A 22,535-nucleotide genomic window follows, 5' to 3' on the forward strand; every position below is an offset into this window, starting at 1 on the left:
AAAAAATGAAACAATTGATAAAAGAAATTCCAAGAGCCATAATCATTTCCATCAGCGTCTTTTTTGTGTTGTTGATGATTAGGTTAATCACAGGAAGTAAAGTTCAGTTTGATTACGCTTTACTGGTAAACTTTGGTTACACCATGCTTTACGGATTTTCATTATACTTTGCCAATGCATCTATTTTTATCTATTTGGATAAAGTTTTCAAAGCGGATCGATTTACGCCCAAAAGAATATTAATTGGTTTTATTTCTTCGTTCCTAATTTCCATTGCGATTATTTTTTTATTACACATTTTTGAAGATGTAATTGTCGAAGGCACTTCGTTTAATGATTTTCTAAGCCAAGAAACATTTAGTAATTATTTGGTAGCTTTTATTCTGACTTTCATTGTGACACTGGCTTTTCACGCATTTTATTTTTATAAGGCTTACGCCGAAAATAAAGTCAAAGAGCAAAAAGTTATCGCCGGAACCGCATCGGCACAATTTGAAAGTTTAAAAAACCAAATCGACCCACATTTCTTATTCAACAGTTTGAATGTATTGAGTTCGTTGATAGAGGAAAACCCGGATAATGCGCAGCGATTTACGACTTCATTGTCTAAAATTTACCGCTATGTTTTGGAACAAAAAGACAAAGAATTGGTTTCGGTTGATGAAGAATTGGCTTTCGCCAAAACGTATATGAATTTGCTCAAAATGCGTTTTGAAAACAGCATCAACTATGAATTGCCGCCTGAATTTGGGAATCCTGAGGCTAAGGTTGTACCGCTTTCGTTGCAACTTTTATTGGAAAACACCATCAAGCACAATGTTGCGAGTGAACAAAAACCGTTGAACATCAAGATTTATATTGAAAATAATTATTTAATCGTTGAGAATAATTTACAAAAGAAAGAAGTCTTGCAAGACCGTAAAGGCGTTGGACTTCAGAACATCGTGAATCGTTATGCTTTGATTTCGGCACGCAAAGTTTTGGTCGATCAAACCGAAACTGTGTTTAAAGTAAAAATTCCGATTTTAACCAAACAAATAGTCATCATGGAAACTAAAAATATCTACAATGAAAATATGGCTTACATGAAAGCCAAAGAGCGAGTGGAAAAGCTCAAAGGATTTTACGGGAATTTAATTTCGTATTGTTGCGTGATTCCGTTTTTAATTTTTATCAATTTGAGAACCGGCGGATTTCAATGGTTTTGGTTCCCAATGTTGGGTTGGGGAATGGGATTAACGTTTCATGCTATAGAAACTTTCGGCTACGGAAAATCGTGGGAAGAAAAGAAAATTCAGGAGATTTTAAACAAAGAAAATAGTCAAAACAACAAATGGAGTTAGACATGGAAAATTCGAACGAGCTTTTGGAACAAATGATTAGAGAACGCGTACAAAAATTAAAACAGTTTTACATTCACTTGTTCATCTATATCATTGGGATTACGATTTATGTGGCCAAAACGTATTTTGGTGTTCCGATTAACTTTTGGCCTATCCGATTTATCAATGAGTTTGTAATGTGGATTTGGACATTCTTCCTAGTTGTTCAGGCACTTCAATTGTTTTTTGTGCAAAAAGTTTTTGGGACTAATTGGGAACAAAAGCGAATTCATAAAATAATCGAAAAAGAAAAAATTGAAAAACAAAAATGGCAATAATCATGGAAACAAACAACGACTTCGAAAGATACCAGCGCGCCAAAAAACAAGTCGAACAAATCAAAGGGTTTTACGGACATTTGACTTCTTATATCTTGGTAATGGCGGTTTTAATCTTTATCAATTTAAAATACACACCACAATATCTTTGGTTTTTTTGGTCGATGATGGGTTGGGGAATAGGTTTGTTATTTCACGCTATGAAAGTATTCAATTGGTTTCCGTTCTTCAACCAAGAATGGGAAGAAAAAAAGATTAAAGAATACATGGAAGAAGAAAATAAAAGAAATAAATTTGAATAATAATGGAAAATCTAGACGAAATCAAATACCAAGAAGCGGTAAAAAGAGTAAAGAAAATCAAAGGTTTCTATACGCATGCTGCTGTTTATGTGGTGATTAACATCATATTGCTGATTGTAAATGTTCAGAATTCCTCCGAAGGTATTTTTCGTTGGGAAAACGTAACCACGCCTTTATTCTGGGGAATTGGTTTGGTTGCACACGGATTTTCAGTGTTTATGCCAACCATGATTTTCGGTAAAGATTGGGAAGCCAAGAAGATTAAGGAATTGATGGAAAAGGAGAAGAAGAATAAATGGGAGTAAAATAGGTACTAAGAAAAAAACTCAGAACCTCAGAATCTTAGAACCTCAGAACCTTAAAAATATGAACATCATCATCATCGAAGACATTTGAAATTAAAAGGAGAATGTCCGGTGGACATTCGGAATCAATATGACCTCAATTAGCAAAAAGAAAATGAATATTATCATTATTGAAGATGAGAAACCGGCCGCAAGATTACTCCAACGCAAAGTGGAAAAATTGGGTTTGCAAGTCAATACCATGTTACATTCTGTGGAAGAATCTATCCATTGGTTCAATTCGAATACGCATCCCGATTTGATTTTTTTGGATATCCAATTGTCAGACGGTTTGTCGTTTGAAATTTTCGAAAACATAGACATCAAAAGTGCGGTGATTTTTACGACAGCTTATGACGAATATGCTTTGCGTGCGTTCAAATTGAACAGTATTGATTATTTATTAAAACCGATAGACGAAGACGATTTAGAAACCGCCATTAACAAATTCAAGTCCCGAAATATAGCGGCGCCCAATTTGTCTTTAGACTTTGAAATGATTAAAAAAATGTTGGTTAACCCTATTGACAGGGTTTACAAAAAACGTTTCACTATCAAAATGGGACAACAACTAAAAATGATTAATATTGAGGAAGTCGAATGTTTTTACAGCGAAAATAAAGGCACTTATTTGCATACAATAGATAACCGTGATTATTTGCTCGACAACACTTTGGAACAACTCGAAACTGAACTCGATCCAAAAGATTTTTACCGTGTTTCTCGCAAATTCATTATCCCGATGAAAGGCATTAAAGAGATTCAATTGCACAGCAATTCAAGACTAAAAGTCATTTTGCCCACTTACAAAGACGATGAGATTATCGTGGCGCGAGAAAGGGTGAATGATTTTAAGGAATGGTTGGGATAAGTTGTATTTTTATTCCGTTTTCACGAATTCAACTCGCCTGTTTTTTTCTCGTCCTTCTTCGGTATCATTAGAGGTAATGGGTTGGGTGCTCCCAAATCCTTTACAGGAAAATCGATTGGTTTCAATGCCTTTTGAAATAAGATAGTTTAAAACCGCTTTGGCACGCTGTTCCGAAAGTACTTGATTTTTAGCTTCCTTGCCTGCGTTATCGGTATGGCCTCTTATTTCTATTTTTATTAATTTATTAGTTTGTAATTGTTGGACTAATTTATCTAACGGTGTATAAGACTGCTCTAATAAAACCGATTTATTGGTTTGGAACAATACGTTTTCTAAAATCACAACCTCTTCATATCTATTGGCTCCCGGCAATCCATAAACACTTCCCAAGTCAAAACCCGGTGAGGCACCTTTATTATCTTTACCAACAATTTTAATGTATTTTACCTGTTTCTCATAAGTGATTTTGGCCAAATCAAATTCATTAACACTCCCATTGCCGGCTACTCCTAAAAATGTGTACTCCGCATTATCGGAACTTACAAGCACATCAGCATATTCTCCAGCACCGCCAACCTCTTCAATAAAAATATCATTTTGATTGGGAGCATCAATGATATAGTTATTTGTAAATCCTACTATTACATAACTACCTTGTGGTAAACTTATAAAACAATTATTTTTATAGAAAAGAGAATCTAAAGAGACTACGATTTGCCTTGATGGAACTTTTGAACCTCCGTAAAAGGCATCCTTTGTTTTGGTTTTGCTGTTGTAGGAATCAATTATTACATCGGGATATTGGCTTTGGTTTTGAGAAGATAAAATGAAAGGATGTAAGAAGAGAAGAATTAGAAATGACTTAATCATATTGACTTCGTGTTTAGATATTTAAAGTAAACGAAAGGTTTTAATTATTATTGTCCATTGTTAAGAATAGTTTGTCTAAAAAATGACTCATACATCATGAGTTTCAAAATATTTAAGATCTTAATCATAAGCAAAAGCATTCTCTATAGTCTACTAAAAGTCATCCGAAGCATTATTCTGTCTCTCCGAAGCCGGTTTCTAACATTTAGTAAGCCTTTCTTAGTTGTCCGAAGCTCATTATTGCCAGTCCGAAATTCGATCCAATCTCTACGAAGTACTTTCTCAGGAGTCCGAAGCCCATTTTTGTGAGTCCGAAGCTCGTTTTTAAGAGTCCGAAGCTCGTTTGAAGGCTGCGAAGGGTTGGAAATGCTCAATAGTTGGTTTTTGACATAGTTAAGCTTGTTGTAAAGTTTTGTTAACAGCTTTCCATATAAACGGCTAACTCATTAACTTCGTTACACTTAATTGTTTACGATGAAATTACTTTACACTTTATCCATCTTTTTCACGCTGACATTTGTCAATAGTTCATCGGCACAAATAACGGTTTATGAAAAGTTTGATGCTTTTGAAAAAGCTATTATTAAAGAAAACGATACTGTTTATGTGATTAATTTTTGGGCGACTTGGTGCGCACCGTGTATCAAAGAGTTGCCTTATTTTGAAAAGCTGCATACGGATAACAAGAAGATTAAAGTTATTTTTGTCAGTCTCGATAGCCAAAAAGACTTAGAAAAAAAGCTCATTCCGTTTGTGGAAAAGAAAAAAATAACCGCAGAGGTTTTATTGTTAAGCGACAAAGATTACAATTCTTGGTTGTCTAAAATCGACAACGATTGGTCGGGTGCTATTCCGGCGACATTAATTATACACGGTAAAAAGAAAATATTCGCCGAACGCGAGTTTGAAAGTTTTGCCGAACTCAATGACTACGTTAACTCATTTATCAATCTAAATTAATTCAACATGAAATTTTTACCCTTACTTATTGTTTTCTTCAGCACTTTGTTTGCTGGAGATAATGCGGTTTCCGAAGGTTATCAACCCGGAGACAAAGCAACTGATTTTAAACTGAAATCCGTTGACGGAAAAATGTACAGCATGGCCGATTACAAAGACGCCAAAGGTTTTATTGTTGTATTTACTTGTAATACTTGTCCGTTTGCGGTTAAGTACGAAGACAGAATCAACGCGATAGCAAAGAAATATAAAAAACAAGGTTATGTGCTTTTAGCTATCAATCCAAATGATCCGGCTGTTCAACCTGCAGACACTTATGATTTAATGCAAGACAAAGCCAAAGAAAAGGGTTTTGTATTTCCATATTTGGTTGATGAAGGACAAAAGATTTACCCACAATATGGCGCTACAAAAACACCTCATGTTTTTTTATTAGACAAAAACTTGGTGGTAAAATACATTGGCGCTATTGATGACAATTCAGATGATGCTTCTGCTGTAAAAGAAAAATACTTGGAAAACGCCATCGCGGCGTTGGATAAAGGAAGTGATCCTTCTCCTGCACAGACCAAAGCAATTGGTTGTTCGATAAAAGCTAAGAAAAAAGTATAAGAAAAAAGTCCCGAATCAATCGGGACTTTTTTTTGTAAATAACTCATTGATGCAGCTTTTCCGGATGTAATTAAAGCATAACTTAATTTAGTCAAATAATGCTTTAATTTCTTTTTCTGTTTTTCCTATCTTTTCCTGTAATCTTCCCCACATTTCTTGTTCTTTGCCTTCGTCATAAAGCAAATCATCATCGGTTAAGTCTGCGTATTTTTGCTTAAGTTTTCCTTTAAGCTGTTCCCAATTTCCTTCAATCTCTTTTGAATTTGGCATGATTTATAGTTTTAAAATTATATACTATAAATTTCGGCATTTGCAAGTAAAGAGATGTTATAGAATTATAAGTTAAGATTGTATAATTCACATAATGTATTTTTTTCGAATGCCAATCAAAGCAAAGATTAGTAAGGTGTAGACAATAAAAAACGGTGCAATTAATTCGATCCAACCCATAGGCAACATTACTGCTATAATTAGCAATTGAAAACCTAATCCGTATAAAGAAAGTAAACTCATAAACCAATTAGGAAAGGTTTTTACTTTGTAAGCTTCCGGATCTAAAGCGTGAATTATTTTGTCAAACTTTCCATAAACGATTTGATAAATTTTGAACAAAATATTGACCGTTTTCTGCGTTTCTCCCGGTAAAGCTTTGGGTGTTTTGTATTCAAATATTTTACTGGTACTATCGCTACCAACAGATTTATTTCTTAAAATCACATAATAGTAATTATACAAAGTACCTTGTAATTGAAGACCGATAAAAGCCAAGATTGTAAACCAAATGGTAGTTTCAGAAACATAGCAAATCGCCATTAAAAACATAAAGTTTAAGACAATATCAAACACACTGTCCAGATATCTTCCTGAATAAGAAGGAGTGTTTTTTAATCTGGCCAATTCTCCATCTGCTGCATCAATACCCGATTTTAGAATGATGAAAAAGCCAGCGAGGAAATAATGATGTTCCAAAATGCAATAAAAGGCAATCAGTCCGGAAAGACCAAAAAGTAAGGTAACATGAATAGGTGTAAAGCGGGAATCTTTTAATTGATTCGCGAAAAATCTCCCGAAAGATCTTCCATAATCAGACAAATCTAAAAATTTATCTTGAGCGGCAAGTTTAGACATTTAAGTTGGTAAACAAGAATTACGACAATATAGTCTGGGCAAGCGTATTATTTTGATAGGCGATGTAAGGTGTAAGTCATTGCCGTCAATAAAAAGAAAGCTATCACTTGATGCATCAATCCTAGCCAAAGCGGAACAGCATACAACAAAGTGAAAACTCCTAAAGCAAATTGGATAAAGACCAATAAAACCAAAGCGTTCAAACCATTTTTTTGTTGGGCTGAAAGTACATATTTTTTGCTTTTGAGATATAAGAATAAAATCAAACCAACCACTATATAAGCCATAGTTCTGTGTACGAATTGCACGCCACTTTTGCCTTCAGTTAAACGTAGTAACCAACTGTCTTTCTCCAAAGCAATACTGTCATGGAAAAACTGTCCGTCACTCATCAGTGGCCAATGGTTGTGAACTAATCCGGCGTTTAATCCGGCAACGAAACCACCATAAATGATTTGAGCGATTAAGAAAAACATTGTTATTCTGGCTAACTTTTTCAAATCAACCAAAACAAATTTCTTATCAGGATAAATTAAATCCAAAGCTACCCAAAGTGTATAAGCAAAAGTAACAAAAGCAAACGTTAAGTGTAAAGCCAAGCGAAAATGACTCACATCAGGATTGTCTACCAAACCGCTTTTTACCATAAACCAACCAAAGAAACCTTGTAAAGCGCCCATTCCGAGTAGGATAAAGCATTTTTTTAAAGTTGCGCTGTCGATTCTTTTTTTGATTAAAAAATATACAAACGGAATGATAAAAACTAAGCCGATTATTCGACCGATAAAACGATGAAACCATTCCCAGAAGTAAATGAATTTGTAGTCATCCAACTGAAAATCATTATGAATATTGATTTTTTGATATTCCGGAAATTGTTTATAAGCGTCAAAAGCTTCTTGCCATTTTTGGTCACTCATCGGTGGAAAAGTATCGGTTACCAAATGCCAATCGGTCATCGATAAACCCGAGTTCGTCAAACGGGTAATTCCGCCAACCACGACCATAATAAACACTAAAACACAACCGGAAAGTAGCCAATAAATGACTGATTTGTCTTTTTTCATATTTTGAGTAGCTGAGTTATTGAGTGGCTCAGTAACTGAGTTGCAAATTTATATTGCTTTTGTCTTTTTCGACTAAAAACAAATTATAATAATTTATTAATTTTTTTGAGAAAATGGTCTGACTTAGCCACTTAGTAACTTAGCTACTCAGTAACTTTCTTCAACCCCATTTTTTCCGCTTTCGCCAAAACAAAATCATATGCGGCTTGATATTCATTCGGAATTTCTCCTTCCAGAATAGCTTCTTTTACCGCTTCTTTTAATACACCAATTTCTCTTGAAGGTTGTAAGTTGAACAGAACCATGATTTCTTCACCACTAATGGGCGGTTGAAATTGACGCACATGATCGCGTTCTTCGACTTCAATAATTTTTCGACGAACGATATCGAAATTGTTGTGGTATTTTTTGAATTTCGTTGGATTCTTAGTTGTGATATCCGCTTCGCAAAGTGTCATCAAATTGTCCACATCTTCTCCGGCATCAAATACCAAACGACGCACAGCCGAATCGGTTACTATATCTTCTGATAATACAATTGGTCGCGAACTCATCATCACCATTTTTTGGACAAATTTCATCTTTTGGTTCAATGGCATGTGCAATCTTTCAAAGATTTTTTTGACCATTTTTCCGCCTAAAAATTCGTGTCCGTGAAATGTCCAGCCTTGTTTTTTGTTGAAACGTTTGGTTGGTGCTTTGCCAATGTCGTGTAACAAAGCTGCCCAACGCAACCAAACATCATCGGTATTCGGGCAAATATTGTCAACGACTTCCAAAGTATGATAGAAGTTATTTTTGTGCGTATGGCCTTCGATTTCTTCTACGTTGTTGAGCGCGGTCAATTCGGGTAAAATGATTTCGAGTAAGCCGGTTTTGTATAAATGTAAAAAACCAATCGACGGTTTGGGTGTTTCCAGAATTTTGTTCAATTCGTCCACAATTCTTTCACCGGAAATGATTTTGATTCGGTCTTTATTATCGGTTATCGCTTGCAAAGATTTTTCTTCAATCGTAAAGTTTAATTGCGTCGCAAAACGAATGGCACGCATCATTCGCAACGGATCATCGGAATACGTAATATCCGGATTTAAAGGCGTTTTGATGAGTTTGTTTTCCAAATCAGTTAAACCATTAAATGGATCAACTAATTCACCATAATTATTTAGATTCAAAGAAAAAGCCAAGGCGTTGATGGTAAAATCACGACGGTTTTGATCGTCTTCTAAAGTGCCGTTTTCCACCAAAGGATTTCGACTGTCATGCGTGTAACTTTCTTTTCTGGCGCCAACAAATTCGATATCAATTTCTTTGTAACGCAACATCGCTGTGCCGTAGTTTTTGAAAACTTGAACTTTAGGTTTGTTCGGTAATAATTGAGAAACTTTCATAGCCAAATCAATTCCGGAACCAACGGCAACCACATCAATGTCTTTTTTGAAATCGCGTTGTAGTAAAAAATCACGGACAAAGCCACCAATCACATAACTTTCAAGGTTAAGTTCTTGACTTGCTTGTGCTATAATTTTAAATATCGGATTGTCTAATGCTTTGGTATAATTCATTTATTCTATTTCGGTTTTGTCATTTCGACGAAGGAGAAATCACATAATAAAAATCACTGGATGAGATTTCTCCTTCGTCGAAATGACAAAATAGGCTTATTTCTTATTTTCGAATAATCGTCACCTGACTATCACTAGTTAATTTAATAATCGTCGATGGTTTATCGCAGATTTTTTCGTGGTGCAAATTTACTACATAGTCTACACCCTTTATAATTTCGGGACTAATTTCTTTAAAAGATTTTGGTGTAAACATTCCGGAAATATTAGCCGAAGTGGAAACCAATGGTTTTTTCATGCGTTCCATCAATTTGAAGCAAAATGGTTCTTTAACGATTCGCACGCCAAGGGTTTTGTCTTCAGCGACGATATTTGGTGCTACATTTCGCGGATTATCAAGAATTAAGGTCGTTGGTTTTTCGGATAAATCCAAAATTTGCCAAGCGACTTCAGGAATGTCTTTAAAAACGTTGTACATCATTTTTTCGCCATTCATCAACACAATCATGCTTTTGGTTTCTTCGCGTTGTTTTAAAGCGTAGATTTTTTTTATGGCTTCCACATTTGTAGCATCACAACCAATTCCCCAAACAGTATCGGTTGGATAAAGGATGATGCCACCATTTTGGATGACTTCAAAGGCTTTGTGTACTTCTTCGTTGAGATTCATTTAACGGTTTTTTATATTGAAAATCTTGATGGATTCTATCATTCTGTCGATGCCCATTTTACGCCATTTAGGAACGCCTTTTTCAGCTATCATTTTCTCTACGGCTTCAATCATTCTAAGGGATGATTTGCCATCGTGATACGGATTGTAAGCGGCAATTACTTTGGCTCTTTGGTCTTTGAAATTATCAATGGTCAAATTTTCCTTGACTTTTTCTTTTAAATTAGTGTACTCTTTGGCATCGTCCCAAAGAATATTTTCTGCTTTTGATTTGTAGGTCAATACCGGTTTGTCTAACAAAATAAACTCATAAACCACCGAAGAAGTATCGCTAATCAGTAAGTCGCCAATGTAAATCAGCTTGCTGATATTTGGGTCTTTTGACATCACGATGTTGTCGAGCTTTGAAGCTAATTCCTCGTAAGCTGTCATCACTTCGGGTTTGGTCAAATCGTGAAATTTCACCACAATCAGATAGTCTTTATTTGTGGCTAATTTTTCAAACTCTTCAATCAAAAATGGCGCGCAGTTCATACTGACATTGTGCGTAGGCGCAAAGACTAATAACTTTTTGGCGTTGTGTTCAGTAAGCAATTCGGTCTTTTCTGCTAAATAACTTGTTTTGTTTTTTTCGTAGACATCGAGTTTGCACCAACCGGTTTCTATGACTTCAAAGTTTTGATGTTTGGCTTTGATTTCGTTGAATCTATCCGTGAAATACGGACCTTGAGTTAGGTAAACATCAAAATAACCACGGACTTTAAAATGCGACGCTTTTTCTCCGGCCAGACCGTGAAAAACCTGTGCTTTATAACCACGAATGTAGAACGGTGCGTAATTTCCTGGAATGAAAAGACAATCGCTTTTGAACTTCCTCAAGTCAGACATACTACTGATATGTGGTTCGTTTTTGAAAGGAAACTTAGGTGCTAAAGCTTTGGTCGTGAACCAAACATAGTCGTATTGCTTTGCTTTCAACACATCGGCTATCGGTTCTAAAATTCCAAAAGCATACGCATGTTCACAAAATAGCACTGTTCTCATTACTTTTTCAATAATTGATTAGCATTCGCCAAATCTTCTTTGAAATCCACTTCGATACAATCGTATTTAGAAATGTCAATCGGTTTGATTTTCAAGTTGTCCAATTGGATGGCCAATTCTAAACCTCTTTCGAAGTAATCATTGTCATCAACTTCTTCCAAACGGGTTACGAAATGCTGCAAATCATTGGAACCAATAAAATTAATACCAACCGCTTCGCCCAAACCGTTTTTTACCACTTTAGACAATTCGTCGATATAGCCATCGGTTAAGGTATATTTTACTTCTTCGTCGGAAACTCGGGAAGTATTTACCGCTACGAAAGAATTATTTTCTTTGATATCCGGCATCAATTCGGATAGCAATTTGGCATCAAAAACCACATCGCCATTGAACCAAAGTACCGGTTCGTTTTTGAATTTTTTCAGGACTTTTAGCAAACTTTTAGACGTATTGGTACAATCAAACAACGGATTATACACATAAGCCACTTCGTCAAATCGCTCCATAATCAGTTCTTTTTTAAAACCAACCACGATGAAAATGTCATTGATGTCGAAGTATTGTGTGATATTTTCGATTTGTTTTTCCATGATACTTTTACCGTCATCAAGTGTCGTTAAAGGTTTCGGGAATGGATTTCCAAGTCTAGAGCCTATTCCGGCAGCGAGAATTACAATTTTCATATTGCTATTTGATTTTATAAAGTCCTAATTTCTTTTTAACGAGTTTTAAATAAAAGCCAAAATTAACATAAAGTTGGTTCTTAAAACTTAAATACAACCATTTTGATTGTGGAATTATTTTGGATGCAATTTCGGCATTCTTTTCGGGTGAAAGGATAAAATCCTGACTCACTTTGGCCCAACTCACATTACCATAACCGTCAAATTCATTGACTTTGTTTTTCTCATGAATGTTCGACATCCAAAGTCTTTGATCTGAAAGGTGAATGATGTTTTTTTCTTTTTTCCACATATTGTGGTCGTAAAACCAAACGGTTTTGGCATTGGCGCTTTTCTCTATCAAACTCATAAACGGATTGAACAAATGCTCTTTTTTGCCAATCATCAAAGGCGATAAATTCAAAGTATAGCCTAAAGTCACATCGATGGCCAAATGTTCTTGTTGGTCAAATTTCGACTGAATGACATCAATAAAGTTCTTGTTGATGCTATCGTCATTATCGATTCTGGAGGTGATTAAATATTCGGTTTTGACGTTAGTCGATATATAATTTCTAATCGTTTCGACCAACATCGGCATACCATCGATATAATAGGCTTCAATAAAGGAATGCGGTTGGATTAATTGGGCAATTAGGTTTTTATGTTTTTCGGAAGTATCAGTGTCGAAATAAAGCAACCACTTGAAATTTTTATTTGTCTGCGAAGCTACTGATGGTAAGCAAAAATTCGCAAACAACTCAATTCTTTCATCCATCCATTGATCATTCAGAAGCAATTCGTTGTTCTTAGTGAACTTCCAGTTGGGGTTTTTTAAATTGAATCTGGTAATGAGGTAATGCTCAAAAATCATATTTTTTTTCCAAAAATAATCAATTTGTTTGAGTCTAAAAGCCAATTGGTTACTTTTACCAAGAAAATTGCTTTAAAAAATATCCCAAAAAATAAATGGTGGTTGCCCAAAAAAGTGTAATTTCCATTTTTATATTTAGATGAAATTATCAGTTATTATTACGACTTACAACTCGGAAGAATGGTTGCGCAAAGTACTTTTGGGCTTTACCGTTCAAACCGAAAAAGACTTCGAAGTAGTAATTGCTGATGATGGTTCGACTTCTAAAACGGCTGACATTATTGCGTCTTTTCAAGGTCAATTTCAATACCCAATTTTACACGTTTGGCACGAAGATAAAGGCTTTAGAAAGTCTAGGATTTTAAATAAAGCGATACTCAAATCCAACTCCAATTATTTGCTTTTTACTGATGGCGATTGTATTCCACGCCAGGATTATGTAGCGGTTCATGTCAAGCAAAAACAGGAAGGTTATTTTCTTTCCGGCGGATATTTTAAGTTGCCGATGAGCATTTCTAAAGCGATTTCGGATGAAGATATTGTAAGCCAAAAATGTTTTAAAATTTCTTGGCTGCTCCAACAAGGTTTGAAAGCCAATTTTAAAGTTTCCAAACTTACACACAATAGATTTATTGCCGCGTTTATGAATTGGTTGACACCAACAAAACGCTCTTGGAACGGACACAATTCTTCGGGTTTTAAGCAAGACATATTAGATGTCAACGGTTTCAACGAAGAAATGGATTATGGCGGCATGGATAGGGAATTGGGCGAACGCATGTTCAATAACGGAATGTTGTCAAAACAAATTCGCTACAGTGCTATTTGTCTGCATTTAGACCACGCCAGAGGTTATGCCAATGAAGAAAAAATCAGGCACAATATGGAAATCCGACGTTATAACAAAAAACACCACGTAATCCGAATCGAGAATGGGATTGATAAATTGAAAATATAATTACCTTTGCAATATAATTTCCAACTATGAAAATATCAGTTATCGTTAGTACTTACAATGCCGAAGAATGGTTAGAAAAAGTATTGATTGGCTACAGCGTTCAGACTTACAAAGATTTTGAATTGATTATTGCCGACGATGGATCAAGACCTTCAACCAAGGAATTGATTGATAGTTATGCTAAAAATTATCCGGTTCCGGTGCGTCATTTGTGGCACGAGGATTTAGGATATCGCCGTCAGGAAATCTTGAACGTAGCGATAATGGAAGCTTCGCATGAATATATTTTAATGACTGATGGTGATTGTATTCCGAGAAAAGACTTTGTCGAAATTCATGCTAAATATGCCAAAAAAGGAACGTTTCTTTCCGGTGGATATTGCAAATTATCGATGAAATTGAGTTCGGAAATTTCCAAAGACGATATACTTTCCGGAAGATGTTTTAACTTGAAATGGCTCAAAAGCATTGATAAGTTGAACCTTTCTAATAAATTAAAAATCGGTGCCACTGATTTATCCGCGAATATTTTAGATTTCTTTTCGCCAACCAATGCTTCATTTAACAACTGCAATTCCTCGGGATTCAGAGAAGACATGATTGCGATTAACGGTTATGATGAGCGAATGAAATATGGCGGTCCGGATAGAGAATTTGGTGAGCGTTTGGAAAATAATGGCATCAAAGGAAAACAAATTCGCCATAAAGCCATAGTTTTACATTTAGATCATCCAAGAGGTTACAAAACGCCCGAATCTTTGGCGGCCAACTTGGCAATTCGAAAAGAAGTAAAAGACCAAAAAATAGTTTGGACACCTTTTGGCATTAAAAAGGATAAAGCATAGTTCATGAGGATATTAGTCACCGGAGCAGCAGGTTTTATTGCGTCACATCTTTGTGAAAAACTACATGATTTAGGTCATGAAGTGGTTGGTTTGGATAATTTTAATGATTATTACAGTCCGGCGCTAAAACGCTTAAACGCATCCGATTTGAAAGCTAAAGGAATTCAAGTTTTCGAAATTGATTTGAATGACAATCTGCAGCCGGTTTTTTCAATACCTTATGATTATATCTATCATTTAGCGGCACAACCCGGAATTTCAGCTGAAACGCCTTTGAGTGATTATGTGACCAATAATATTTTTGCCACTCAAAATTTACTCGAAGCGGTTTTACAATACAATCCGAATTTAAAATCCTTTATCAATATTGCAACGTCTTCCGTATACGGATTGGTGGCGAATGTGGATGAAAACGTCCCGGCAAAACCGATTTCCTTTTATGGAAGTACGAAGTTGGCAGCGGAACAATTGGTGTTGGGATTGCAGCGTTTGGGAAAATTAAATGCTTGTTCCATTCGATTGTATTCTGTTTACGGACCAAGAGAGCGTCCGGAAAAATTGTATACCAAACTGATTGAAAACCTATATACTGACAAGCCTTTTCCACTTTTTGAAGGCAGCGTGAAGCATGAAAGAAGTTTTACTTTTGTGGGCGATATTGTTGATGGTTTATCCGCTATTATTGGCAAAGAAGCTATTGTCAATGGCGAAATCATCAATTTAGGAACAGACGAAGTACACACGACACAACAAGGTATCAATTTGGTTGAAGAAATCATGAATAAAACCTTAATTATCGACCACAAGCCAGCTCGAAAAGGCGATCAGGAAAGAACTTCTGCGGTGATTGATAAAGCCCGAAAACTATTGGGTTACGAACCCAAAGTCACCTTCAAAAAAGGTTTAGAACAACAAGTACAATGGTATTTGGATAAGTTTACTTCGTAATTCGAAGGACAAACTGTTTCAACTTTTCTGCAAACAATTCCGGTTTTAATTTTTCATACCATTCAAAGGCTAATGCTTTGTAGTTTTTGGCGTGCTTTTGATACAATTCCGGCTCATAATCACTCAAGTGAACGATGTCGTAGAAACCGGTTTCTTCTTTGATATTCCATGAAGTTCGGTTAATCCAAGGTGCGTAAATCGTAAAGGTTGGAATATTTAAAGCTTTCGCCATATTGGTCGCACCGCCTTCGTTGCCAATTAAAGCATCGCATTGTGATTGAATTGCGATAAAATCTCTTAAGCTTTTAGCATAAAACTCCAGATTGATTTTGGCCTGCGTTGAAGGCAAACATAAATCATAAATCGCTTTTACTTCTTCGAATTGATTCGGCATATAATTAAAAAGCATTTGGACAGCTGCGGTGTTAGCTATGATATCCAACGTTTCCGCCATGTATTTTGGTGGTAAACTTTTATTCTTTCCGCTACCCAAAATACCAATCATAAAAATCGGTTTTGAAGTGTCACAATTAGCATTGATCTCAGCTTTGGCTTTTTCAATTTCCTCAGCTCTCAAATGAATTTGCGGATAAATCATGTCGACTTCTTTACCTAAAGCGGTTTTGGAAAGCAATAAGCGATAAGCATTGGCCGTCGCATTGCAATCGGCATCAGGAACTACGGTTTTAGTGTAGAAAAAAGTAGTGTACCATTTGTAATGCCCGACAATCATTTTAGCACCCGAAAAATACGCTGGCAAAATGCTATCCCATTTACAATAAGCATCGATAACAATATCGTAATGGTCTTTTTTTAATTCCTTTCCGAATTGGTATAGATTTTTGAAACCTTTGTGTTCTTCGGGTTCAAAGAAAATTACCTTGTCAATAAATGGATTGTTATCGACTACGGCAAAAGTATTTTTCTGAATCAGATAATGTACTTCGGCTTCGGGACGATTTCTTTTGATGGTTTCACAAATGACAGTACTGGCCAAAACATCGCCAATCATTTTGATTTGAATTACCAGTACTTTCATCTGTCTGTATTAAAGATTAAACTGCAACATCGTATTCTCTCAAAGCATTGTTCAGAGATGTTTTCAAATCGGTTGAAGGTTTACGGGTTCCAATGATTAAAGCACAAGGTACTTGGTAATCGCCTGCAGCGAAAGATTTGGTATAACTTCCCGGAATCACTACCGATCGTGCCGGAACAAATCCTTTGTATTCTATTGGTTCGCTTCCGGTTACGTCGATGATTTTGGTGGATGCGGTTAGACAAACATTGGCACCAAGCACCGCTTCTTTACCCACGTGAACGCCTTCTACAACGATACATCTTGAACCTACAAAAGCGCCATCTTCAATGATAACCGGAGCGGCTTGCAATGGTTCTAAAACGCCACCGATTCCAACACCACCGGAAAGGTGAACGTCTTTCCCGATTTGGGCACAACTACCAACAGTTGCCCAAGTATCTACCATCGTTCCTTCATCAACATAAGCCCCGATGTTTACATAACTTGGCATCAAGATTACACCTTTTGAAATATAAGCGCCATAACGAGCTGTTGCCGGTGGTACTACTCGGATTCCTTTTTCAGCATAATCAGTTTTTAATAACATTTTGTCGTGGTATTCAAAAATCCCGGCTTCCCAGGTTTCCATTTTTTGGATTGGAAAATACATCACTACAGCTTTTTTTACCCATTCGTTTACTTGCCAAGAACTTGTACTGAGCGAAGACGAAGTATCGGCAGTTGGTTCTGCGACACGCAAAGTTCCGGCGTCAAGTAATGCAATAACTTCTCTGATGGCTGTAGTAGTGGTTTCTTCTTGTAATAAAGCGCGGTTGTCCCAAGCTTTTTCAATGATATTTTGTAGTGTTGTCATGTTTTTATTTATTTTACTTTGTACAGTTCGTCTCGTCTTCAGAACGAGACTCGAATGAGCAAAGATAGTTTCAATTTTAGAAAGTAACAAAGCATTTATTTCTTGTGGCTACTGTATCAAAAAAATGTTAAATTCCTACTAGTAGTTGGTAGAATAAGTAAGTTTGTCTCGACCAATTTAACATGATGAATCTGTAAGCTTATGAAAGCAAGACTTTTACTTTTTACCTTATTGTTAAGCTTTTTTATAAGCTGTAAAAAACAGACAACAGATAGCAACATTGCTACAAAAGATTCTATAGCCAAAGTAGATTCGTTGGATAATGTAGAAGCACATAATGCCAAAAATTCATTGGATTACATCGGAACCTATAAAGGAATTTTGCCTTGTGCTGACTGTGAAGGTTTGGAAACGATTATTTGTATCAATGAAAACAATACTTATAATATCAAAACCAAATACCAAGGAAAAGGAGATAAGATATTTGAACAAAAAGGGAATTTTTCTTGGAACCAAGCCGGCAATACACTTATTTTAGAGAATGTTGAAAATGGTCCCAATCAATATTTTGTAGGTGAAAATACTTTGACTCAATTGGATCTGTCGGGTAAAAAAATCAGTGGCGATTTGGCACCTGCCTACATTTTAGCCAAACAGCCAGACAATAACACAGCTATTGAAACAACCCAAGAAAATAAATCAACCGTAGATTTGAATAATAGAATAGAATCACAAACCGTGATCAAGAAAGTAAATCCTGCTATAGGCAAAGCTACTTTAGCAGAAACCAAATGGAAACTAATCACCTTAAACGGAAAAGTGGTGGACCAAAAAGGGAAGAAGGACTACTTTCTTAAGTTGAATTCTAAAGACGGAAGATTTTCAGCTTATGCCGGTTGTAATACAATGATGGGAAGTTATGTGATGCCGTCAGCTTTTGGTTTGTCTTTTTCTTATGTTGCTATGACCAGAATGGCTTGTCCGAATATGGATTTAGAAAATCGTTTTTCAAAAGTGCTCGAAGAAACAGACCGATACACCATTAAAGACAATATTCTAAAGTTGCACAAAGGGAAAGCGACAATTTTGGCTACCTTTGAGCCCACAAAATAACAAAAGAATGCCAAGAATTCTAGCCATCGATTATGGAATGAAACGCACAGGAATAGCGGTGACCGACGAGTTGCAAATTATTGCGTCGGGTTTGACTACGATTCCTTCTGAAACGGCAATTGTGTTTCTAAAAGATTATTTTTCCAAAGAAAATGTGGCTAAAGTCTTGATTGGCGAACCCAAACAAATGAACGGGCAGCCTTCGGAAAGTACTCCAATGATTGAAAAGTTTGTAACTAATTTTACTTCGGCTTTTCCAGAAATGAAAATCGAAAGAGTAGACGAGCGATTTACTTCCAAAATGGCATTCCAAACCATGATTGACAGTGGCTTGTCAAAGAAACAAAGACAAAATAAAGGTTTGGTGGATGAAATCGCCGCAACGATTTTGCTTCAGGATTATTTGACAAGAAAAATGATTTAAATTCCTTATTTTTGCAAAAAAAATTCAGAAATGATTATTCCTATTTACGGATATGGCGAACCAGTTTTAAGAAAAGTCGGCGAAGAAATCACGCCCGATTATCCAAATCTTAAAGAAATTATCGCCAATATGTATGATACCATGTACAATGCATATGGTGTTGGTTTGGCTGCGCCACAGGTTGGTATGGCCATTCGATTATTTGTAATTGATACCGAACCATTTAGCGACAGCGATGATTTATCTAAAGAAGAACAAGTGCAGTTAAAAAACTTCAAACAAACTTTTATCAATGCTAAAATGTTGAAAGAAGAAGGCGAAGAATGGGGTTTTAACGAAGGTTGTTTGAGTATTCCTGATGTTCGCGAAGATGTTTACCGCAACGAAAGAATCACGATTGAATATTGTGATGAAAATTTCAACAAAAAAACAGAAGTCTTTGACGGATTGATCGCTCGTGTGATCCAACACGAATACGACCACATTGAAGGTGTATTGTTTACGGATAAAATTTCGACTTTGAAAAAAACATTGATTAAGAAGAAATTGCAAAATATCATGGATGGCAAAGCTTTTCCTGATTACCGAATGAAATTTGCCAACAAAAAAGGAAGATAGTTTCTTCAAATTCCAAAAAAAGAAAAACCAAACGGCATTATTAAATTTAACTTAAAATGGATTTTGCTTTTTGAACTTTGGGATTTTTATTATTTATATTTGTGCCCTAATTAAAATTATACAATGAACGTAGAGAAAATATTAGCTATTGCCGGAAAACCGGGTTTATTCGAATTGAAATTGCAAACTCGTTCCGGGTTTTTAGCAGAATCGTTATTAGACGGAAAGAAAATCACTGTTGGAATGAGAAGTAATGTAAGTTTGCTTTCTGAAATTTCGATGTATACTTATAGCGAAGAAAAACCTTTAGCTGATATCATGAGAGCGATTGCTATCAAAGAAAATGAAGGTCCGGCAATTTCTCACAAAGAAGACAACAATAAACTAATTGCCTATTTCAAAGAAATTCTGCCTGATTACGATGAGGAAAGAGTTTACGCTTCGGATATTAAAAAAGTATTGAACTGGTATAATATTCTTCAAGGAAAAGGTTTGGTTTCTAAAGAAGAACCAAAAGTTGAGAACGCTGAAGCTATTAAAGAAGAAGTAGTGGAAGAAGTAACTCGAGGCAAAGCCGAATTGAGCGAAGCTAAAGCTAAAAAAACAACCAAAAAAGCAACTAAGAAAGAAGAATAGTTAATTACTTCTTTATAAATACAAATCCTATTGTTGAAATTCAATGATAGGATTTTTTATTTTTATACACACGAGGCCATAAGGCCTAACTGACAAAGTAAATTTTAAACGATGAACAACAGACAACAACAACTTGAAGCTTTCGGTCGATTATTGGATATTATGGATGATTTGCGAGAAAAGTGTCCGTGGGACAAAAAGCAAACGCTCGAAAGTCTGCGTCATCTGACGATTGAAGAAACCTATGAATTGGGTGATGCCATTTTGGACAATGACTTACAAGAAATCAAAAAAGAGTTGGGCGACTTGTTGTTGCACATTGTTTTTTATGCCAAAATCGGAAGCGAAACCAACGACTTTGATATAGCCGATGTAGCGAACAGTATTTGTGATAAATTAATCGATAGACATCCGCATATTTATGGAGATGTGATTGTGGCCGATGAAGAAGAAGTGAAACAAAATTGGGAGAAACTCAAACTCAAAGAAGGCAAAAAGTCTGTACTTGAAGGTGTTCCGAAAAGCTTGCCGGCCTTAGTAAAAGCGAGCCGAATTCAAGACAAAGTCAAAGGTGTTGGTTTCGATTGGGAAGAGCCACATCAGGTTTGGGATAAAGTTCAAGAAGAGTTAAATGAACTTCAGGTTGAAGTAAAAGCCGGCAATCAAGACAAAATGGAAGCCGAATTTGGTGACGTTTTATTTTCAATGATCAATTACGCCAGATTCCTAAAAGTCAATCCCGAAGACGCTTTGGAACGTACGAATAAAAAATTCATGAAGCGATTCATGTACCTCGAAAGCAAAGCAGGTGAATTAGGAAAACCTCTAATGGATATGACTTTGGCAGAAATGGATATTTTTTGGGAAGAGGCGAAGAAGTTGTAAAACGTTTTTTTTGACTTATCCCTTATCCCTTTTCCCTTTCATCTATTTCACTATATTTGACTCGAGACGCAGCCGACAGTTTGGAGCGCAGCGAAAAAATAAATTAACCAACCAAACAAAACCAACTTTATGTCTGAACAAAAACACGAATTAAAACGTTCCCTTGGGCTAATTGACGCCACCAGTATAGTTGCCGGTTCCATGATAGGTTCCGGTATTTTTGTAGTAACCGTTTACATGGCGCGCGATTTAGGTTCGGCCGCTTGGATATTGGTTACGTGGTTAATCACCGGTTTGTTAACGATGTCAGCCGCTTTAAGCTATGGCGAATTAGCAGGAATGATGCCAACCGCCGGAGGACAATTTGTTTACATCCAAAGAGCTTATGGAAGACTGGCTTCTTTTCTTTATGGCTGGACAGTTTTTACAGTAATTCAAACCGGAGTTATTGCTGCAGTGGCTGTGACTTTTGCCAATTATACTGCGGTTTTCTTTCCGATTTTACAGGACGAAATCTTCCGAATAGGTGATTCTTTTGTGTTTAAAAACAGTCAAGTTCTAGCAATGTTAAGTGTTGTTTTATTAACTTATATCAACACTAAAGGCGTTAAAAACGGAAAGGTAATTCAGTTGGTTTTTACTTCTGCCAAATTAATTGCACTCTTCGCCTTAATAGGTTTCGGGTTGTACATAGGTTTCAGTACTGATGCTTTTTCTAATAATTTTAATAACACTTGGGAAGCCAGTAAAACGGTTTTTGATGAAACCACAAAGACAGTTACGGTCACAAAACTTACGGGCATTGCCATAGCAGGTGCCATCGGCGCTACGATTATCAATTCTTTATTTTCAAGTGATGCTTGGAATAATGTAACGTTTATTGCCGGTGAAATTAAAGACCCAAAGAAAAACATACCAAGGAGTTTGTTTTTAGGAACTTTGATTGTAACCATCATTTATATTTTGGCCAATATTGCCTATTTGGCTTTATTGCCTTTAACCGGAAATCCTGACGGCTCAGTGGTTGAAAACGGAATCATGTTTGCTGCGCAAGATAGAGTAGGTGCGGCGGCTGCCAATATGATTATGGGGAATATTGGTGTTTTTGTCATGGCCGCTTTGATTATGGTTTCGACTTTTGGCTGTAACAGCGGTTTGGTTTTATCAGGTGGCAGATTGTTTTATGCTATGGCGAAAGACAATTTGTTCTTTAAAAAAGCAGGCGAATTGAATAAACACGATGTGCCGGAAAGAGCGCTTTGGTTCCAATGTCTTTGGGCTTGTATTCTTTGTATATCCGGAAGATATGGCGATTTGTTGACTTATGCTACTTTCGCATCGTTACTGTTTTACATACTAACCATTTATGGCATATTCATTTTGAGGAAGAAAGAACCCGATGCGGAACGACCATACAAAGCTTTTGGTTACCCAATCATTCCGGCTCTGTATATTATTATAACAGCAGCGATTTGTGTTGCTTTATTGATTTATGATACCGTAAATACCGGATTAGGTTTGGTCATAGTGGCTTTAGGAATACCGGTCTATTATTTGTTTATGAATAAAAAAGTATAAAAA

Annotated in this window: 27 protein-coding genes; 16 read left to right on the forward strand and 11 right to left on the reverse strand. The window is 36.0% G+C overall.

Annotated features, from left to right (window positions below):
• The first annotated feature begins 5 nt into the window (after nt 1-5).
• From C8C84_RS08160 to C8C84_RS08180, 5 genes are all read left to right on the forward strand, one after another.
• Nucleotides 6-1,343: a 2TM domain-containing protein gene (locus tag C8C84_RS08160; protein WP_121313062.1), complete on the forward strand. Its 1,338-nt coding sequence runs from the start codon at nt 6-8 to the stop codon at nt 1,341-1,343.
• Nucleotides 1,344-1,345: 2 nt separating this feature from the next.
• Nucleotides 1,346-1,660, forward strand: coding sequence for a 2TM domain-containing protein (locus C8C84_RS08165; RefSeq protein WP_158592556.1), 315 nt, complete (start codon nt 1,346-1,348; stop codon nt 1,658-1,660).
• A 2-nt stretch (nt 1,661-1,662) separates the two neighbouring features.
• On the forward strand, nt 1,663-1,962 hold the full coding sequence (locus C8C84_RS08170) for a 2TM domain-containing protein (RefSeq protein ID WP_233549762.1): 300 nt from the start codon (nt 1,663-1,665) through the stop codon (nt 1,960-1,962).
• Between the two features lie 2 nt (nt 1,963-1,964).
• The gene (locus C8C84_RS08175) at nt 1,965-2,267 is read left to right on the forward strand and encodes a 2TM domain-containing protein (RefSeq protein ID WP_121313065.1); all 303 of its coding nucleotides are present in this window, start codon (nt 1,965-1,967) and stop codon (nt 2,265-2,267) included.
• Nucleotides 2,268-2,421: 154 nt separating this feature from the next.
• A complete protein-coding gene (locus C8C84_RS08180; RefSeq protein ID WP_121313066.1) occupies nt 2,422-3,177 on the forward strand; it encodes a LytTR family DNA-binding domain-containing protein in 756 nt (251 codons plus the stop codon).
• Nucleotides 3,178-3,186: 9 nt separating this feature from the next.
• On the opposite strand, the gene C8C84_RS08185 is transcribed toward C8C84_RS08180, so the two are convergent.
• Nucleotides 3,187-4,047, reverse strand: coding sequence for an OmpA family protein (locus C8C84_RS08185; RefSeq protein ID WP_121313067.1), 861 nt, complete (start codon nt 4,045-4,047; stop codon nt 3,187-3,189).
• Between the two features lie 474 nt (nt 4,048-4,521).
• On the opposite strand from C8C84_RS08185, the gene C8C84_RS08190 reads away from it, so the two are divergent.
• Nucleotides 4,522-5,007: a TlpA disulfide reductase family protein gene (locus tag C8C84_RS08190; RefSeq protein ID WP_121313068.1), complete on the forward strand. Its 486-nt coding sequence runs from the start codon at nt 4,522-4,524 to the stop codon at nt 5,005-5,007.
• Between the two features lie 6 nt (nt 5,008-5,013).
• Nucleotides 5,014-5,619: a thioredoxin family protein gene (locus C8C84_RS08195; RefSeq protein ID WP_121313069.1), complete on the forward strand. Its 606-nt coding sequence runs from the start codon at nt 5,014-5,016 to the stop codon at nt 5,617-5,619.
• Between the two features lie 87 nt (nt 5,620-5,706).
• Here the strand turns inward: C8C84_RS08195 and C8C84_RS08200 are convergent, their stop codons facing one another.
• From C8C84_RS08200 to C8C84_RS08235, 8 genes are all read right to left on the reverse strand, one after another.
• On the reverse strand, nt 5,707-5,889 hold the full coding sequence (locus tag C8C84_RS08200) for a CsbD family protein (protein WP_121313070.1): 183 nt from the start codon (nt 5,887-5,889) through the stop codon (nt 5,707-5,709).
• A gap of 87 nt (nt 5,890-5,976) precedes the next feature.
• The gene (locus C8C84_RS08205) at nt 5,977-6,747 is read right to left on the reverse strand and encodes a CDP-alcohol phosphatidyltransferase family protein (RefSeq protein ID WP_121313071.1); all 771 of its coding nucleotides are present in this window, start codon (nt 6,745-6,747) and stop codon (nt 5,977-5,979) included.
• A gap of 47 nt (nt 6,748-6,794) precedes the next feature.
• Nucleotides 6,795-7,814: a COX15/CtaA family protein gene (locus tag C8C84_RS08210; protein ID WP_121313072.1), complete on the reverse strand. Its 1,020-nt coding sequence runs from the start codon at nt 7,812-7,814 to the stop codon at nt 6,795-6,797.
• A gap of 143 nt (nt 7,815-7,957) precedes the next feature.
• Complete coding sequence (locus C8C84_RS08215; protein WP_121313073.1) at nt 7,958-9,379, reverse strand: CCA tRNA nucleotidyltransferase; 1,422 nt, start codon at nt 9,377-9,379, stop codon at nt 7,958-7,960.
• Between the two features lie 103 nt (nt 9,380-9,482).
• Nucleotides 9,483-10,049 carry an L-threonylcarbamoyladenylate synthase gene (locus C8C84_RS08220; protein WP_121313074.1) on the reverse strand — a complete coding sequence of 189 codons (567 nt, stop codon included), beginning with the start codon at nt 10,047-10,049 and terminating at the stop codon, nt 9,483-9,485.
• Entirely contained in the window at nt 10,050-11,093 is a 1,044-nt protein-coding gene (locus C8C84_RS08225) for a CDP-glycerol glycerophosphotransferase family protein (protein ID WP_121313075.1), read from the reverse strand.
• Nucleotides 11,093-11,779, reverse strand: coding sequence for an NTP transferase domain-containing protein (locus tag C8C84_RS08230; protein WP_121313076.1), 687 nt, complete (start codon nt 11,777-11,779; stop codon nt 11,093-11,095). The genes C8C84_RS08225 and C8C84_RS08230 overlap by 1 nt, the downstream gene beginning before the upstream one ends.
• 4 nt (nt 11,780-11,783) lie before the next feature.
• Nucleotides 11,784-12,632: a glycosyltransferase gene (locus tag C8C84_RS08235; RefSeq protein ID WP_121313077.1), complete on the reverse strand. Its 849-nt coding sequence runs from the start codon at nt 12,630-12,632 to the stop codon at nt 11,784-11,786.
• Nucleotides 12,633-12,771: 139 nt separating this feature from the next.
• On the opposite strand from C8C84_RS08235, the gene C8C84_RS08240 reads away from it, so the two are divergent.
• From C8C84_RS08240 to C8C84_RS08250, 3 genes are read left to right on the forward strand one after another with little or no spacing between them, the layout of a single operon-like run.
• Complete coding sequence (locus tag C8C84_RS08240) at nt 12,772-13,590, forward strand: glycosyltransferase family 2 protein (RefSeq protein WP_121313078.1); 819 nt, start codon at nt 12,772-12,774, stop codon at nt 13,588-13,590.
• A gap of 26 nt (nt 13,591-13,616) precedes the next feature.
• Nucleotides 13,617-14,435, forward strand: coding sequence for a glycosyltransferase family 2 protein (locus tag C8C84_RS08245; protein WP_121313079.1), 819 nt, complete (start codon nt 13,617-13,619; stop codon nt 14,433-14,435).
• Nucleotides 14,436-14,438: 3 nt separating this feature from the next.
• Entirely contained in the window at nt 14,439-15,383 is a 945-nt protein-coding gene (locus tag C8C84_RS08250) for an NAD(P)-dependent oxidoreductase (RefSeq protein ID WP_121313080.1), read from the forward strand.
• On the opposite strand, the gene C8C84_RS08255 is transcribed toward C8C84_RS08250, so the two are convergent.
• Entirely contained in the window at nt 15,373-16,422 is a 1,050-nt protein-coding gene (locus tag C8C84_RS08255) for a glycosyltransferase family 9 protein (RefSeq protein ID WP_121313081.1), read from the reverse strand. The two genes, C8C84_RS08250 and C8C84_RS08255, sit on opposite strands and share 11 nt — an antisense overlap.
• Nucleotides 16,423-16,438: 16 nt before the next feature.
• Entirely contained in the window at nt 16,439-17,278 is an 840-nt protein-coding gene (locus C8C84_RS08260; protein ID WP_121313082.1) for a 2,3,4,5-tetrahydropyridine-2,6-dicarboxylate N-succinyltransferase, read from the reverse strand.
• 201 nt (nt 17,279-17,479) lie between these two features.
• Here C8C84_RS08260 and C8C84_RS08265 point away from each other — a divergent pair, with 201 nt between their 5' ends.
• The 6 genes from C8C84_RS08265 (at nt 17,480) to C8C84_RS08290 (ending at nt 22,532) form a co-directional block, all read left to right on the forward strand.
• Nucleotides 17,480-18,391 carry a copper resistance protein NlpE N-terminal domain-containing protein gene (locus C8C84_RS08265; RefSeq protein WP_121313083.1) on the forward strand — a complete coding sequence of 304 codons (912 nt, stop codon included), beginning with the start codon at nt 17,480-17,482 and terminating at the stop codon, nt 18,389-18,391.
• A gap of 7 nt (nt 18,392-18,398) precedes the next feature.
• Nucleotides 18,399-18,815 (forward strand): Holliday junction resolvase RuvX, encoded by a 417-nt coding sequence (gene ruvX, locus C8C84_RS08270; RefSeq protein ID WP_121313084.1) that lies wholly within the window; start codon nt 18,399-18,401, stop codon nt 18,813-18,815.
• Between the two features lie 30 nt (nt 18,816-18,845).
• A complete protein-coding gene (gene def, locus C8C84_RS08275) occupies nt 18,846-19,433 on the forward strand; it encodes a peptide deformylase (protein ID WP_121313085.1) in 588 nt (195 codons plus the stop codon).
• A gap of 123 nt (nt 19,434-19,556) precedes the next feature.
• Nucleotides 19,557-20,069: a DUF5606 domain-containing protein gene (locus C8C84_RS08280; protein WP_121313086.1), complete on the forward strand. Its 513-nt coding sequence runs from the start codon at nt 19,557-19,559 to the stop codon at nt 20,067-20,069.
• A 111-nt stretch (nt 20,070-20,180) separates the two neighbouring features.
• Nucleotides 20,181-20,954 carry a nucleoside triphosphate pyrophosphohydrolase gene (gene mazG, locus C8C84_RS08285; RefSeq protein WP_121313087.1) on the forward strand — a complete coding sequence of 258 codons (774 nt, stop codon included), beginning with the start codon at nt 20,181-20,183 and terminating at the stop codon, nt 20,952-20,954.
• A 129-nt stretch (nt 20,955-21,083) separates the two neighbouring features.
• A complete protein-coding gene (locus tag C8C84_RS08290; protein WP_121313088.1) occupies nt 21,084-22,532 on the forward strand; it encodes an APC family permease in 1,449 nt (482 codons plus the stop codon).
• The last annotated feature ends 3 nt before the right edge of the window (nt 22,533-22,535 follow it).

It is taken from the genome of Flavobacterium sp. 102 (assembly GCF_003634615.1).
Lineage (GTDB): Bacteria > Bacteroidota > Bacteroidia > Flavobacteriales > Flavobacteriaceae > Flavobacterium.